Below are 14932 nucleotides of genomic sequence, written 5' to 3' on the forward strand. Positions count from 1 at the left end.
GACCGGAAGGGGGACGGAGAGGGCGGGACGGTGCGCGCCGGGTCAGGCGGTGCTGGCCATCTGCCGAATGCCCTCGGAGGCCTCGGAGATCATGGCGTCGAGGGGCTGGCCGTTGAACAGGTAGTCGTTGATCTTGCCGATCAGGAACTCCTGCGGCTGGTACGGCAGCACCAGGGTGGCCCGGGCGTACTGGCCGTACTCGGTGGCCTCGTTCAGGAAGGTGTTCATCCGCGGGTCGGCGAGGGGCTCCTCGTAGAAGTTGCCCTCGACCGGGCGGGTCGGCTGGCCCAGGATCATGCGGATGTAGCGGTCGGTCTGGTCGGGCTGGAGCAGGAACCTGGCGTACTCGTAGGCCGCGTCGAGGTCGTCGCTCTTCGCCGACACCGCCCAGTAGCCGCAGCCGGCGACGATGTTGCGTCCCGCCGGCCCGCCCGGCAGCGGGATCACCGTCAGCCGCGCGTCGGGGTACTGCGTGCACAGCTCCGCCGACAGCGGCGGCATCCACTGCATCCCAGCCTTGCCCGAGATGGTGGCCTGGCTCCAGCGGGCGTCGTCGGCGAAGGTGCCCTGCGGAACCACCGCGCCGGAGTCGACGAGCCGCTTCATCACCTCGAGCGCCTCGCGGCCCTCGGGGGTGTCGAAGCCGATGTCGTCGCGGGCCTCGTTGATGTAGTCGCTGCCGTAGCCCCAGAAGTACTGCCAGACCCAGTTGTCCTCCTGGGTCGGGATGCTCGACCACGCCATCCCCCAGTGCTCGACGTTGCCGGCGTCGAAGCCCGGGTCCTTGAGGTTGCGGCCGCTGGTGTCGAAGGTCAGCGCCTCCGCGAAGCCGATCATCTCCTCGAAGGTCGTGGGCAGCGGCGGCTGCCCGGCCTTCTCCCAGATCGCGGCGTTCAGGCCGAGCGGCTGGAACCCCTGGGTGAACGGGACGGCGTACAGCTCGCCGTCCGGGCCCGTGGCCGCGTCGAGGTAGGACTGAGGCTGCCCCTGCGTGAAGGATGCGAGGTCGTCCTCGCCGGCGAGCTCGCGGAAGTCGGCGAGCACGCCGGTCTCGCGCCACTTGTTCATCCACGGGATGATCTGGTAGGTCACGTCCGGCGGGTTGTTGCCCGAGAACCCCGCGGTGTATTTCGTCAGAGCGTTCTCCCACGGGATGACCAGGCTCGACGCGGTGATCTCACCGGCCGAGGACTCCTTGATGCCCGCGGCCATCTCGTCGGTGAACGCCTTCATGGCCTCGGGCGAGGCGTTGGGCGTCAGCCAGAGGTCGACCTTCCCGCCCCCTCCGCCGGAGCCGCCGTCGGTGTCCTCGCCGAGCCCGCAGGACCCGAGGAAGGCCGCCAGCCCGGCGGCGCCGCCGAGCTGGAGCGCCCGGCGACGCGACAGCTGCGTCGTGACATGCGTGGGTGTGAACACGAGACCTCCTGCCATAACTCTTCGATATTTCGAAGATAGATTCAGGGTTGCGAAACTATAGTGCGACCGTTGAGACTGCGCAATGAGTAGTGCCGGACCGCCTCAGGGGCGGGACCGAGGAAGGGGATCAGGGACCATGCACGAGCCCGGAACCGCGGAGCTGCCCTCGGCGGAACAGGCCGATGCCTGGCTCGCGGAGATCGGCGTCGCCCCCGAGGACCGGCTCGCCGTGCTGGCGGCCCGTCCGGCGTTGGCGGCCTCGCCCGGCCTGCTGGCACTGCTCGCGGAGCGACGCGGGCAGCTGATCGCGCACCTGGGTGATCCACGGACCCTGCCGGACTGGCACGACGTCGGCCCGCCGCACGAGCGGGTGGGGAACCTGGTCTACGTCTGGGTGTTCCTGTCGGTTCTCCCCGAGGTGCGCGCGTTCCACGAGCGCCACGGCGTGACGCGACGCGACGGCAGCCGGATCCTGGCCAACCTCGCCGCCCAGCTGGCCGCGTACAGGTCCCTGCACGGCGTCGCCGGACTGAGCGAGCAGAACTGGCTGACCCGGCACTTCCGGGCCACCATCCTCGACTTCGGCAGACTCCACGTCGAGCGGAGCTACTTCGACGCGGACGCGCCGGGACACGGCGCCGCGGGCCCGGTCCGAGGCGAGCCCGTGCTGTCCCTGCACATCCCGGAGGGACGGCTGACTCCGGCGGCGTGCGACGAGTCCATCGCCGCGGCCACCGCCTTCTACCGGCGCGAGTTCGGGCACGAGGACCACCGGTTCGGCGTCTGCACCTCGTGGGTACTGGATCCGCAGCTGCGCTCGTACCTCGCGGCCGACTCGAACATCCTCGCCTTCCAGCGCCGGTTCGAGCTCGCGCCGGATCCCGGCCCGGACCGCGCCGGCACTGTCGTCGAGTTCGTCTTCGAGCGCCCCGCCGATCACCTCGACGCACTGCCGCAGGACACGTCGCTGCAGCGCGCCCTGGTGACCCACATCCGTGCGGGCCGCCCCTGGCACTTCCGCACCGGGTGGTTCCGGCTCTGAGCGGAGCCGCATGCGGACCGGCGTCATGACCGCGCTCCCGCGGTGCGAGCGAGCTCGGCCCCGATGAGGCCCGGATGGTCGGTGGTGAAGCCGTCGACCCCCAGGTCGCTGGCGGCGCGCAGCTGCGCCGGCGTGTCGACCGGCCAGACGCTGACGTCCAGGCCGCGCCGGTGCGCACTCGCCACCAGGGCGCGAGTGGTGCCCGGCCAGCCGAGGAGCACCCGCGACGCGCCGGAGCCGGCCGCCCGCGCCACGTTCTCGGCGGAGCCGGCCGACGCGATCAGCCCCACGGGAGTGGACGGGAAGAGCCGGACCAGTTCGGCCACGACCTCCGGCTCGAAGCTGCAGGGCGAGATCCGGTCGAGCTCGGCCGGGCGCTCACGCAGCAGGGCGGCCAGTGGCCCGACCGCCTCGGGCGCCTTGATCTCGACCTGCAGCGGCACGGCGACGGCGTCGAGCACCGACTCGAACGACGGCACCGGCTCCCCGCCCGCGTCCAGGGCCTGGAGCTCCGCGAAGGTCAGGTCGGCGACGGCGCCGGTGCCGTCGGTCGTCCGGTCGACGGTCTCGTCGTGCAGGACGACGAGGCGCCCGTCCGCGGACAACCGCAGATCCAGCTCGACCTCGTCGGCGCCCTGCTCCACGGCGCGCCGGAACGAGGCCAGGGTGTTCTCCGGCGCCACGGCCGGAGAGCCGCGGTGCGCGCACATAACCATTCGACTCCCCACGAGCGCCTCCGACGTGACGGTTGCCATCGGATCCGATGGACGGGACGGACGTAGCTAACACTTGGTGCGGTAACTTAACGTCCAGATTGAGATATTGGCAAGCATCATCGCGATCTGCGAGGGTGCATCACATGTACTGGTGTTAACTATGCGATAGCGTTCGGTACGGAACGGACATCGAGCAGACGGAGCGCACATGGAGTCGAGGCCCGCGGACGTCCTCTGGGCCGGCGTCGACATCGGGACGCAGAGCGTGCGGGTCCTCATCTCCGACGACACCGGCCGAGTGCTCGCGCTCGGGTCCGCCGGGCTCACGAGCGACCGTCGCAGCCCCGGCGGACGCCGGCACGAGCAGGATCCGCACCAGTGGTGGCACGCGGTCGGCGCGGCGTCCCGGCAGGCCCTCGCCGGCCTGCCGCCGCGGCAGCGGAGGTCACCGGTCGGCGCGGTCGCGATCTGCAGCACGTCGGGCACCGTCCTGCTCACCGACGAGCGGGGCGCACCCATCACGCCGGCACTCATGTACGACGACGCCCGCGCGGTGGGTGAGCTGTCCCGGCTGCGGGAACGGCTGCGCGCCGGCGGCTCCGGCGCACCGCACGCGGAGCCCGACGCGTCGGTCCAGCTGTCCTGGGCCCTGCCGAAGATCGACTGGCTGCTCCGCCGGCAAGCCACGACGGGCCGGTGCCCCGGGTACGTCGCGCACAGCGCCGACGTCGTCGCCGCGGCGCTGGTGGGCCACCGGGTGCCCACTGACAGCAGCCACGCGCTGAAGTCGGGCTACGACGTCGTCGAGGAGCGCTGGGACCCGCAACTCCTCGACGCGGCCGGTGTCGACGCCGGCCGCCTCCCCTCGGTCGTCCCGCCCGGCACCCGTCTCGGCACCGTGACCGCGGCGTCGTCGGCCCACACCGGCCTGCCCGCCGGCACACCCGTGGTCGCGGGAATGACGGACGGGTGCGCCGCCCAGATCGCCGCCGGAGCGCTCTCGCCGGGCAGCTGGAACTCCGTGCTCGGCACCACCCTGGTGCTCAAGGGCGTCTCCGCAGCGCTCATCGACGACCCTGCGGGCGCCGTCTACAGCCACCGGCATCCCGACGGCGGCTGGCTCCCGGGCGGGGCGTCGAACGTCGGGGCGGGTGCCGTCGCCGAGGAGTTCGCCGACGACGACCTCGACGTACTGGCCGCCGAGGCCCGGCGGTTCGAGCCGGCCGGCGCGGTCGTCTACCCGCTGACGGCGCGGGGCGAGCGGTTCCCCTTCGTCCGTCCGGACGCCACCCGGTTCGAGCTCGGCACCACGACCACCAGGGCGGAGCGGTACGCCGCCGTCGTCCAGGGCGTCGCCTACGTCGAGCGGCTCTGCTTCGAACGGCTCGGCGGACTCGGCGCCGACGTCAGCGGCGACGTCACCATCACCGGCGGCGCCACCCGCAGCGCCTACTGGAACCAGCTCCGCGCCGACGTGCTCGGCCGGCCGCTCGCGCTGCCCCGGACCCCCGAGCCCGCGTTCGGGATGGCGGTCCTCGCCTCGGCACCCGGGACGACGGTCGCCGCCCGCGCCGCGACCATGGTCGCCCGCCGCGCCGTCGTCGAGCCGCGCGCCGGGTCGCACGAGCGGCTCACCGCGGGCTACGAGCAGCTGGTCGCCGAACTGACCCGGCGCGGTCACCTCGACCTCGCCGGCACCGAGGCCGGCGCCACCCCGACGACCACCGCCCCTCGGCTGAACGGGTACGCCCCATGACGACCACCATCACCCTCGCGCGGCACGGCCGCACCGCCTGGCACGAGGGCAACCGCTACACCGGCTCCAGCGACGTCGGCCTCGACGACGTCGGGCACCAGCAGGCCGCCGCCCTCGCCGCCGCCCAGCGCGGCGCCGACGTCCCCGACGCCCTCTACGCCTCCGACCTGCTCCGCGCCCAGCAGACCGCTGCCGCCGTCGCCGCCGTCACCGGGCTGGCCGTGCACACCGATCCGCGCCTGCGCGAGCTCGACTTCGGCGCCGCCGAGGGCAGGACCCTGGCCCAGCTCCGCGCGGCCGACCCCGATGCGGTCGCGGCGTTCGAACACGACCCCGTCGCCCATCACCACCCAGGGGGCGAGCATCCCGAAGCGGCCGCCGACCGCGCGCAGCGGGCGCTTCTCGACGTCGTCGACCGGCATCCGGACCAGAATGTCCTGGTGATCTGCCACAACACGCTGATGCGCCTCCTGGTCTGCCGGCTCACCGGCATCCCGATGCGCACGTATCGCACCGCGCTCCGCGGCCCGGAACCGACCGCCACCACCCGCCTCGCCTTCGGCGCCGGCGGCACCGTCACCCTCGACCACTACAACCACGCGGTCAGCCTCGACCACTACAACCGGACCGCGTCATGACCGGCCGGACCACCCGCAACGCACGCCAGGACCAGATCGCCGACCACGTCCTGCGCGAGGGCTCGGTCTCGGCGAGCCAGCTGGCCGAGACGTTCGGCGTCAGCCTGATGACCGTCCACCGCGACCTCGACGAGCTCGAGCGGCAGGGCGTCGTCCGCAAGTACCGCGGCGGGGTCAGCGCCCAGCCCTCCAGCGTCTTCGAGAGCAACGTCGCCTACCGGCTGCGCACCGCGCGCGCCGAGAAGGCCGCCATCGCTCGCGTCGCCCGTACGCTCATCGAGCCCGGCATGGCGGTCATGCTGGACGACTCGACGACGACCCTCGGCGTGGCCGAGCTGCTTCCCGACGCCGCCCCGCTCACCGTCATCACGAACTTCCTGCAGGTCATCAACGCCGTGAGCCAGGTCGACGGGGTTCGGCTCATCGCCCTGGGCGGCGAGTACTACCCGACGCACGACTCCTTCCTCGGCGTGCCGTGCATCGAGGCGATCGAGTCGCTGCACGCCGACGTGCTGCTGACCTCGACGTCCGCGGCGTCAGGCGGGCTGACCTACCACCAGGAGCAGGAGATCGTGCTGGTCAAGCGGGCCATGATGCGCTCGGCCACGCGCAAGGTGCTGCTCATGGACCACACCAAGCTCGGCGGCACCGCGCTGCACCAACTGGCGCCGCTGGCCGACTTCGACGACGTCGTGGTCGACGCCGGCGCCCCCGCCGACGTGCTGCGCACCCTGCGCGACCACCAGGTGAACGTCCACGTCGCACCGCTCGACACCCCCTGAGTCAGCAAGGAGGCGGCATGTACATCGGCGTCGACATCGGCACCACGCTCACCAAGGCCGTCGGCTACGGCGACGACGGCACCGAGCTCAGCGCGCACAGCGTCCCGACCGAGCTCGTCCACGGTGACGACGGCCGGGTCGAGCAGGACGCCGACGCCGTCGTGGCCTCCGTCGCCGCCGTGGTCCACGAGGTCGCCGACCGGCTGCCCGGCACGCCGGAGCTCGTGGCGCTCACCGGCCAGGGCGACGGCTGCTGGCTCGCCGACGCCGACGGCGTCCCCGTCCGGCCCGCGGCGTCGTGGCTGGACGGCCGCGCCGCCGACGTCGTACGCCGGTGGGACCGCGACGGCACGGCCGACGCCGTCCTCGCCGGCAACGGCGGCATGGTCTTCCCCGGTGCGTCCGCCGCGATCCTCGCCGTGCTCGACCGCGACGAGCCCGCCACGCTGGACCGCGCGGCGACGGCCACGCACTGTGTCGGGACGGTGTTCCAGCGGCTCACCGGGGTCCGCGCCGTGGATCTGTCCGACGCGTCGTATCCCCTGCTCGACCCGATCACCCGCGACTGGTCCGACGAACTCCTGGGGCTCACCGGGCTCTCCCACCGCCGCGACCTGCTGCCTCCGGTGGTCGGGCCGGCCGGTCCGGCGGCGGGACTGACACCGGCCGCAGCGGCCGGCCTCGGGCTGCCGCCGTCGACGACGGTGAGCGCGGGCCCGTACGACCTGCTCGCCTCCGCCCGCGGCAGCGGCACGGTCGAGCCCGGCGACGGCCTGCTGATCATCGGCACGACGCTGGCCTGCCAGGTCGTGACGGCCGACCCCGGCCCACTTCCCCACCGCGCCGGTCTCCTGCTGGCGACCTGGCAGCCGGGCCGGTGGATCCGCGCCATGCCGGCCATGGTCGGCACGGCATCGTTGGACTGGCTGCTGCGCCTGGTCGGCGCCCCGGTGTCCGCGCTGGCCGAGTTGCTGGCGGAGTCGCCGCCGGGTGCCCGCGGCGTGTCCGTGCTGCCGTACTGGTCGGCGTCGGGCGAACGAGCACCGTTCGTCGAGGCGTCCGCTCGCGGCCGGTTCGACGGCCTGCACCTGGCCACGTCGCGCGCCGACCTGGTCCGCGGCCTGTGCGAAGGGCTCGCCTACGCGGCCCGGCACTGCTTCGACGCCGCCGGGCTGACCGGGCGGCTCGCAGTCTGTGGCGGCGGCGCGCAGAGCATGGCCTGGACCCAGCTCTTCGCCGACGTGCTCGGCCGCCCGCTCGAGGTCGTCGACGTGCCACAGGCCGGCGCCTACGGTGCGGTGCTCTCCGCGCTGGAGGCACGTGGCGAGTCCCCCGGATGGCCGGTCCGGGCGCACGTCGTCGAACCCACACCCGCGCTCCGATCCCGGTACGACGACGGGTTCGCCGACTACCTCGACCGCGTCGCCGTCGCCCGCGAGACCTGGACGCGCACGCCGGAAGGGCAGTCATGAGCCGGATCCTGCTGGCCGGTGACCAGTTCGTCCGCAACGACCTCCTGGCCGAACGGCTGCTCGCGGCGGTGGCACGGACGCCGTCGCCGCCGGCCGTCGAGCTGCGGACGCTGGAACTGCCCTGGCCACACGTTCCGTTCGGCCGCGTCGCCGAGGTCGACGAGGCCTCCGACGTCGAGGACGAACTCGTCGAGCTGGCTCGCGACGCGGAGGTCATCGTCACCCAGATGGCGCCCGTCACCGAGCGGGTGCTCGCCGCGGCGCCGTCGTTGCGGCTGGTCGTCTGCACGCGAGGCGGCCCGGTCAACGTCAACGTCGACGCCTGCACCGAGCGCGGTGTGCTGGTGTGCAACACCCCCGGCCGCAACGCCGTCGCCGCCGCGGAGCACGCCGTCACGCTGATCCTGGCAACGGTACGGGCGATCCCGCGCGTCCACGGCACCGTCGCCGCCGGGCAGTGGCGCAGCGACCTGTACGCCTACGACGAGTGCGGGCTGGAGCTGAGCGGGTCGACGGTGGGGCTGGTGGGCTACGGCGCCATCGGCCGGCGGGTGGCGCGGATGCTGCAGGCGTTCGACGCCCGCGTGCTGGTCACGGACCCGTATGTCGCGCCGGCGGAGCTCCCGGAGGGTGTCGCGCTGGTCTCACTGGAGGAGCTGCTGACGAGCAGCGACATCGTCAGCCTGCACGCCCGGCTCACCGCCGGCACGGCGGGCCTGATCGACGCGGCGGCACTGGCCCTGATGCGGCCGGGAAGCTACCTGGTCAACTCCGCCCGTGGCGGCCTGGTCGACTACGACGCGCTGCTCACCGCCCTCGACGACGGCCACCTGGCCGGGGCCGGATTCGACGTCTTCCCCGCCGAACCGCCGGCGCCCGGCTGGCCGCTGCTGCGCTCGGACCGGGTGGTGATGACGCCGCACCTCGCCGGCGCGACGAAGCAGACCGCCCACCGCGCGGCGGAGCTCGGCGCCGCCGCCGTCGCCGCCTGGCTCGCTGGCGAGGAGCCGCCCGGCCTCGTGAACCCGCCGCGCGACACGTGTCACACCTGCTCAGCCGACGACGGAGCCGCATAGACGTCCAGCAGCCGTCGCTCGGCATCGGCGAGGGCGAGCCGCACGGCACCGAGCGCCACCGCGTCGTCGCCGAGCTGGCTGAGCTCCAACCGGGGCGTCACGAGCGCACGCCGGCCGAGATGCCGCCGCATGCTCGCCAGTACCGCGTCGCCGGCCAGGGCGATGCTGCCGCCGATGATGACCAACTCGGGGTCGATGGCGGACACGAAGGAGGCGAGTCCTCGCGACAGCTGGGCGCAGGCCTCCTCGACGGCCTGGAGCGCCCGAGGCTCGCCGTCGGCCGCCGCGGTGAGGACGGCGGCGGCATCGGCGCCGTCGTCGAAGCCGAGGCTGACCGCCCGGCGCAGGATCCACGCGGTTCCCGCCGCGGACTCCAGCGGGCCGAGGCCGTCGGGCTGGACACCTCGGGGTTCTTCGTCGAGTTCGAGGAAACCGAGCTCTCCGGCCGCGCCGTGAGCGCCACGGTGCAACTGACCGTGCACCAGCACCGCCGCACCGACCCGGGCACCCCACTGCACGAGGATCAGGTTCTCGGCAGCGCCGCCGGCACCGTTCCAACGCTCGGCCATGACGGCGAGGTTGACGTCGTTCTCGACCCGGACGGAACACTCGACGCTGCGCCGGAACAGCCCGCCCAGCTCCAGTGAGCTCCATCCGGGGATGGACGGCGCCTGCACCACGGCGCCACGCTGGTCGTCCACGACACCCGGCGTTCCGATGCCCACCGCCGCGAGCGCGGACGACGGGACGGGCACCGCATCGAGCGCCCGGCGCATCGTGGCCTTCACCTGCTCGAGCAGCTGGGCATGGGTCCTGGGCCCGTCGACGTCGCGGCGGGCATGGGAGACGACGGTTCCGCTGAGATCGGCGACGACGCAGTAGATCTTGTGCGGCCCGACGTCGATCCCGAGCACGTACCGCGCGTCGGCACGGAACCGCAGCACGCGCGCCGGTCGGCCCATGCGCGGCAGGTCGGGGTCGGGGGCCTCGGTCTCTTCGACCCATCCGTCGGCCATGAGCGTCGACACCGCCGCACTGACCGTGGGACGCGACAGGCCGGTCGCTCGGATCAGATCCGTCACACGTGCCGTGCCCGTGGCACGGATGGCGCTGAGCACCGCCGCGCAGTTCATGAGCCGCAGCATCTGGGGCCCACTGCCATGTCCGGTTTGCGTCACTAGTACCCCTTGACACCAACGATCACGTACCAACATAGTGATCGTCAACATAGTTAGGGAAGTTTCCTTACTAAGTGTAGGTGGTGGTCGTCACCGCTGTCAGTTGTGGCCGTCAACCCGAAGCCAGGCTCTGCTTGCCGGCACCTGCAGGGCGCTACTCATCACATTCCTCCGCAGTAGATCGACACGGCGTTCGTACAGGTCAGAACCGGTCCCCTTCCCCGGGAGGAAGCCATGTTGGGCAAGCGATCCGCATCGTTACCATTGTTACTGGCGCTGCTGTTGTCAGTCCTGGTCAGCACGCCGGCCACCGCACAGACGACCGAGGTCCCGGCCGAACCCGGCGGTACGTTCGCGGAACTGTCCGCAGCCGACGAGTTCGAGAAGGTGCTGGTGGCTCCCGGCATCTCCCAGCCGATGAACATGGACATCGCCGACGACGGCCGCGTGTACATGACCAGCCGCGACGGCGTCATCCGCGTGTATGACCCGAACATGGGGCACGCGATGGTGGTGGGCGAGCTGGACGTCTTCGACGACCACCCGCTGCCGCAGAACCCCGACTTCGAGGGGTCGAAGAACCAGGAGGGCGGCCTGCTGGGCCTGGCCCTGGACCCGGACTTCGCGACGAACGGCTGGGTGTACGTGTACTACACGACCCGCGCCGAGAACGCGCACTACCTCTCCCGGTTCGTCGTCGAGAACGACCAGCTCGACGTCGAGTCCGAGGTCGTCATGCTGAAGGTCCCCTACAACAAGACGCACTGCTGCCATGTCGCCGGGGACGTCGACTTCGACTCCGCCGGCAACCTGTACCTGAGCACCGGAGACGAGTCGCCGCCGGACCTCAACCAGCAGTACTCGCCGCTCGACAGCCGTCCGACACACTGGTACAACGACGACCGCCGGACCTCGGGCAACACGAACGACCTGCGTGGCAAGGTCCTGCGGATCACGCCGCAGCCCGACGGCACCTACACGATCCCGGACGGGAACCTGTTCACCGGCGAGGAGGACGGCGGCGGCAAGACCCGGCCGGAGATCTTCGCGATGGGGTTCCGCAACCCGTTCCGCATCTCGCTGGACCCCGCGACCGACCGGCTGCACATCGGCAACTACGGGCCGGACCGGCTGGGCGACTGGACCGAGCGCGGCCCGTGGGGCTTCGACCAGTACATGGCGACGTCGGAGGCGGCGAACTTCGGGTACCCGTTCTGCATCGGGAACAACTACCCGTACCGGCCGTGGGACTACGCGACCAACCAGCCGCTCGGTGACTTCTACGACTGCGAGAACGGCCCGGTCAACGACTCGCCGAACAACACCGGGCTGGACCAGCTCCCGCCCGTGACGCCGGCGACGATCTACTACCCGCGCAGCTGGACGGGCTGGCCCGAGTCGTGGGTCGGCTGGCCGGCGCAGGAGCTCAACCCGATCCCGGAGCCGTTCCTGAACATGGGCTCCGGCGCGGGCGGCCCGATGTCGGGCCCGGTCTACCGCTACGACCCGGCGCTGCAGTCCGACACCAAGTTCCCCGAGCACTACGACGGGCGCTGGTTCCTGCTCGACTTCCACCGCGGCCACGTCAAGACGGCCGACCTGGACGAGAACGAGCAGGTCGAGGCCATCGACGACTTCATGCCCGGCCAGACCTGGTCCGGCCTGATGGACGGCGAGTTCGGCCCGGACGGATCGCTGTACGTGCTGGAGGGCGGCGCGTTCGGGAACAGCCCGAACGCCGGCCTGTACCGGGTCGACCACGTGCCCGACACCGGCCCCGGGCAGTGCGTGACCGACGACTTCGCCGGGACCGAGCTCGACCGCGAGGCCTGGCCGACGATCGTGCGCGAGAACCCGGACGGCTACCGGCAGACCGACGGCGCCCTCGAGATCGACATGCTGCAGGGCGACATGATCAGCAACCACCTGACCGGCAACATCAACACCACCGCGCAGAACCTGATCATGACTCCGGTACCCGACGGGCGCTGGGAGGCCACGGTCACCGTCGACCTGCCGGCGGAGTCGGTCAGCCATGACCAGGCCGGGTTCATCATCTACGCCGACGATCAGAACTTCACCAAGGCGGCCTACTTCCCGCCGTACGGCAGCGCGGTCGACGGGCGGATGGAGTACCTCTTCCACCAGAACGGAGAGATCCGCTACCAGGGCGGGGTCGACAACCCCACCATCACCAACGCGCCGCGGACGCTGCACCTCCGGTTGAGCGGTGACGGCGAGAACGTGCGGGCCGCCTACTCCCGCGACGGCGTGACCTGGGTCAACGTCGGGCGACCGGCGCCGATCTCGCAGTACGAAGCGCCCCAGTTCGGCTTCTTCGCCGCCCACGGCCCGAACGCGATCGAGACGCCGCTGACCGCGACGTTCTCCGACTACTCGCTGTGCGTCCCGGAGGAGCCCGCGTGTGCGGCGCCGCAGCCCGACGAGGGTTACCGGCCATTGTGGGACGGCGCCACGCTGACCGGCTGGAACCAGTCCGGCCCGGGTGGGTTCGCCGTCGTCCCGGACGGGGAGCGCGCGGGCTCGTGTGCCCTCGAGTCGGTCGGCGACCCGGCCGGCCTGGGGATGCTCTGGCACGAGGAGGAGTTCGAGTCCTATCGGCTGCACCTCGACTTCAAGGCCGTGGCCGAGGACGACAACTCCGGCGTGTTCTTCGGGTTCCCCGACCCCGGTGACGATCCGTACGTCGCCGTGCGCCAGGGCTACGAGATCCAGATCGACGACACCGGCGGCTCGCCGGGCGCCCAGGACAAGTCCAAGACCGGGTCGATCTACACGTTCCAGGCGCCGACGTCGTTCCCGACGGTCGCCGGTGAGTGGAACGAGATGGAGATCGAGGTCGAGGACCCGATGGTCCGGGTCTGGATCAACGACGTGCTGGTCAACGAGTACGAGAACCCGGAGGGCTCCGGGCGCGACCTCGCCTCCGGCTTCGTCGGCATCCAGAACAACCGCGTGTCGGACAACGTGTTCTTCCGCGACATCTGGATCAAGGAGCTCGGCGACACGCAGTGCCCCGAGCCGCAGGCGCCGCCGGCGGGCTTCGTGCCGCTGTACGACGGCGAGACGCTCGACGGCTGGACCATGGCCGGCCCGGGCGGCTTCGAGATCGACGAGTGCGGGCTGCTCGAGCCGTTCGGCGGCATGGGCCTGCTCTGGTACGACGAGAAGACGTTCTCCGACTACGTCATGCGGGTCGACTTCCGGGTCCAGGCGCCGACGGACAACTCCGGCGTGTACGTCCGCTTCCCCGACCCGCAGGGCGATCCGACGAACACGATCGACGAGGGCCACGAGGTCCAGATCTACGACGGCACCGACGATCCGATGACTCGCACCGGCGCGATCTACAACTACGCTCCGGCCGAGTCGCTGGCCACGAACCCGATCGGTGAGTGGAACACGATGGAGATCGAGGTGATCGGCCAGGAGTACCGCGTCACGCTCAACGGCGTCGAGGTCACCACGTTCACCAGCGACGGCACCCGTCCGCTCGAGGGCTTCGTCGGCCTGCAGAACCACTCGTCGGGGCAGGCGGCCGGTGAGAGCGTCGAGTTCCGCAACGTCTGGATCAAGGAGATCGCGGACGAGCTGACGGTCGACGCCACGCTGGCGCCGCCCGAGCCCGACGGCGCCAACGGCTGGTACGTCTCGCCGGTCACGCTCGGCCTGGAGTCCAACGACCCGGACGCCGAGCTGTTCTGGCGGCCGCGCACGGACGAGACGGAATGGCGTACGTGGACCGAGCCGGTGCTGTTCGACACCGACGGTGTCTACAACATCGACTACAAGGCGGCGATCCCCGGCGACGGCGGTGAGCCGGTCGAGAAGGAGATCCTCGTCGGCTCGGGCGGTTTCGGGTTCAGCGAGACCGACTTCAGCGTGGCGCAGGGCGACACCGTCAAGTTCCAGTACGTCCCGGGCTACGCCCACGACGTCGTGATCACCGACGAGAACGGCGAGGTGCTGGCGTCCCGTCCGCTCGGCGACGACTGGGAGGACGACCCGTTCTTCTTCGACGCCGCCGACGTGGGCACGTACTACGTCTACTGCACGCCGCACTCGAACCGGCCCGACCCGGACGATCCCACGACGTGGGCCGGGATGGTGGCGACCTTCGAGGTGACGCCGTCCACCGGTCAGCCCCCGGTCGAGACCGGGATCGAGGAGATCGAGTTCCTCATCGACCAGACGGCGCCCACCACCACGGCATCGCTGGCCGGCGAGCAGGCCGGCGACGTCTACACCGGTCCGGTGACGGTGACCCTCGGCGCGCAGGACGCCACGTCCGGCGTCGCCGAGACGCAGTACCGGATGGCCGACACGGAGGAGCCGGTGGCCTACACCGAGCCGATCACCGTCACCGAGCCCGGCGACCACGTCGTCGAGTTCCGGTCGGTGGACGTGGCCGGCCACACCGAGGAATGGCAGACGGCCGAGTTCACCATCGGCGACGGCGACCCGGGCGCCTGCCCGGAGCCGGACCCGCGGGAGACCGTCATGATCGGCGACCTCGACAGCGGCGTGCCCAGCTACGCCCTGGACGACGGCTGCACGGTCAACGACCTCATCCTCGACGACGGCGAATGGTCCAGCCACGGCGCCTTCGTGCGGCACGCCGGGGAGGTGACCGGCCAGCTGGTGACCGACGGCGTGCTCACGGCACGCGAGCGCGGCGCCATCGTCAGCACCGCCGCCCGCAGCGACATCGGGCGCCCGGCGTCGAGCCGGACGTCGTGGTCCATGTCGTGACACAGCAGTGACAGACGATGTCCGGCGCCGGTCCGCCACTCGCGGGCCGGCGCCGGACCCGGACCCCTCATCCCCTCGATCAT

At 71.6% G+C, this 14932-nt stretch carries 10 protein-coding genes; 7 read left to right on the forward strand and 3 right to left on the reverse strand.

The features are described 5' to 3' along the window. Positions 1 to 42 precede the first annotated feature (42 nt). The gene (locus HD601_RS20540; RefSeq protein WP_184824979.1) at positions 43 to 1416 is read right to left on the reverse strand and encodes an extracellular solute-binding protein; all 1374 of its coding nucleotides are present in this window, start codon (positions 1414 to 1416) and stop codon (positions 43 to 45) included. Between the two features lie 136 nt (positions 1417 to 1552). Here HD601_RS20540 and HD601_RS20545 point away from each other — a divergent pair, with 136 nt between their 5' ends. Then, complete coding sequence (locus HD601_RS20545) at positions 1553 to 2458, forward strand: acyltransferase domain-containing protein (protein ID WP_184824981.1); 906 nt, start codon at positions 1553 to 1555, stop codon at positions 2456 to 2458. A 23-nt stretch (positions 2459 to 2481) separates the two neighbouring features. Here HD601_RS20545 and HD601_RS20550 read toward each other — a convergent pair whose 3' ends face one another. Then, positions 2482 to 3168 (reverse strand): glycerophosphodiester phosphodiesterase, encoded by a 687-nt coding sequence (locus HD601_RS20550; RefSeq protein ID WP_221441158.1) that lies wholly within the window; start codon positions 3166 to 3168, stop codon positions 2482 to 2484. Positions 3169 to 3382: 214 nt separating this feature from the next. Between HD601_RS20550 and HD601_RS20555 the strand changes: the two genes are divergently transcribed. Genes HD601_RS20555 through HD601_RS20575 form a run of 5 tightly spaced genes read left to right on the forward strand, consistent with a single transcriptional unit; the run spans position 3383 to position 8898 of the window. Further along, entirely contained in the window at positions 3383 to 4930 is a 1548-nt protein-coding gene (locus tag HD601_RS20555; protein ID WP_184824985.1) for an FGGY-family carbohydrate kinase, read from the forward strand. Beyond that, positions 4927 to 5568, forward strand: a complete 642-nt coding sequence (locus tag HD601_RS20560; protein ID WP_184824987.1) for a histidine phosphatase family protein — start codon at positions 4927 to 4929, stop codon at positions 5566 to 5568. The genes HD601_RS20555 and HD601_RS20560 overlap by 4 nt, the downstream gene beginning before the upstream one ends. Further along, a complete protein-coding gene (locus tag HD601_RS20565) occupies positions 5565 to 6350 on the forward strand; it encodes a DeoR/GlpR family DNA-binding transcription regulator (RefSeq protein ID WP_184824989.1) in 786 nt (261 codons plus the stop codon). Before HD601_RS20560 ends, HD601_RS20565 begins: the two co-directional genes overlap by 4 nt. Before the next feature lie 17 nt (positions 6351 to 6367). Further along, positions 6368 to 7822, forward strand: coding sequence for an FGGY family carbohydrate kinase (locus tag HD601_RS20570; protein WP_184824991.1), 1455 nt, complete (start codon positions 6368 to 6370; stop codon positions 7820 to 7822). Continuing rightward, positions 7819 to 8898 carry a 2-hydroxyacid dehydrogenase gene (locus HD601_RS20575; RefSeq protein ID WP_184824993.1) on the forward strand — a complete coding sequence of 360 codons (1080 nt, stop codon included), beginning with the start codon at positions 7819 to 7821 and terminating at the stop codon, positions 8896 to 8898. The genes HD601_RS20570 and HD601_RS20575 overlap by 4 nt, the downstream gene beginning before the upstream one ends. Here HD601_RS20575 and HD601_RS20580 read toward each other — a convergent pair. Beyond that, positions 8865 to 10112: an ROK family transcriptional regulator gene (locus tag HD601_RS20580; RefSeq protein ID WP_343076434.1), complete on the reverse strand. Its 1248-nt coding sequence runs from the start codon at positions 10110 to 10112 to the stop codon at positions 8865 to 8867. The two genes, HD601_RS20575 and HD601_RS20580, sit on opposite strands and share 34 nt — an antisense overlap. 198 nt (positions 10113 to 10310) lie before the next feature. Between HD601_RS20580 and HD601_RS20585 the strand changes: the two genes are divergently transcribed. Continuing rightward, positions 10311 to 14849: a 3-keto-alpha-glucoside-1,2-lyase-like domain-containing protein gene (locus HD601_RS20585; protein WP_184824997.1), complete on the forward strand. Its 4539-nt coding sequence runs from the start codon at positions 10311 to 10313 to the stop codon at positions 14847 to 14849. The last annotated feature ends 83 nt before the right edge of the window (positions 14850 to 14932 follow it).

The organism is Jiangella mangrovi, assembly GCF_014204975.1.
GTDB lineage: Bacteria > Actinomycetota > Actinomycetes > Jiangellales > Jiangellaceae > Jiangella > Jiangella mangrovi.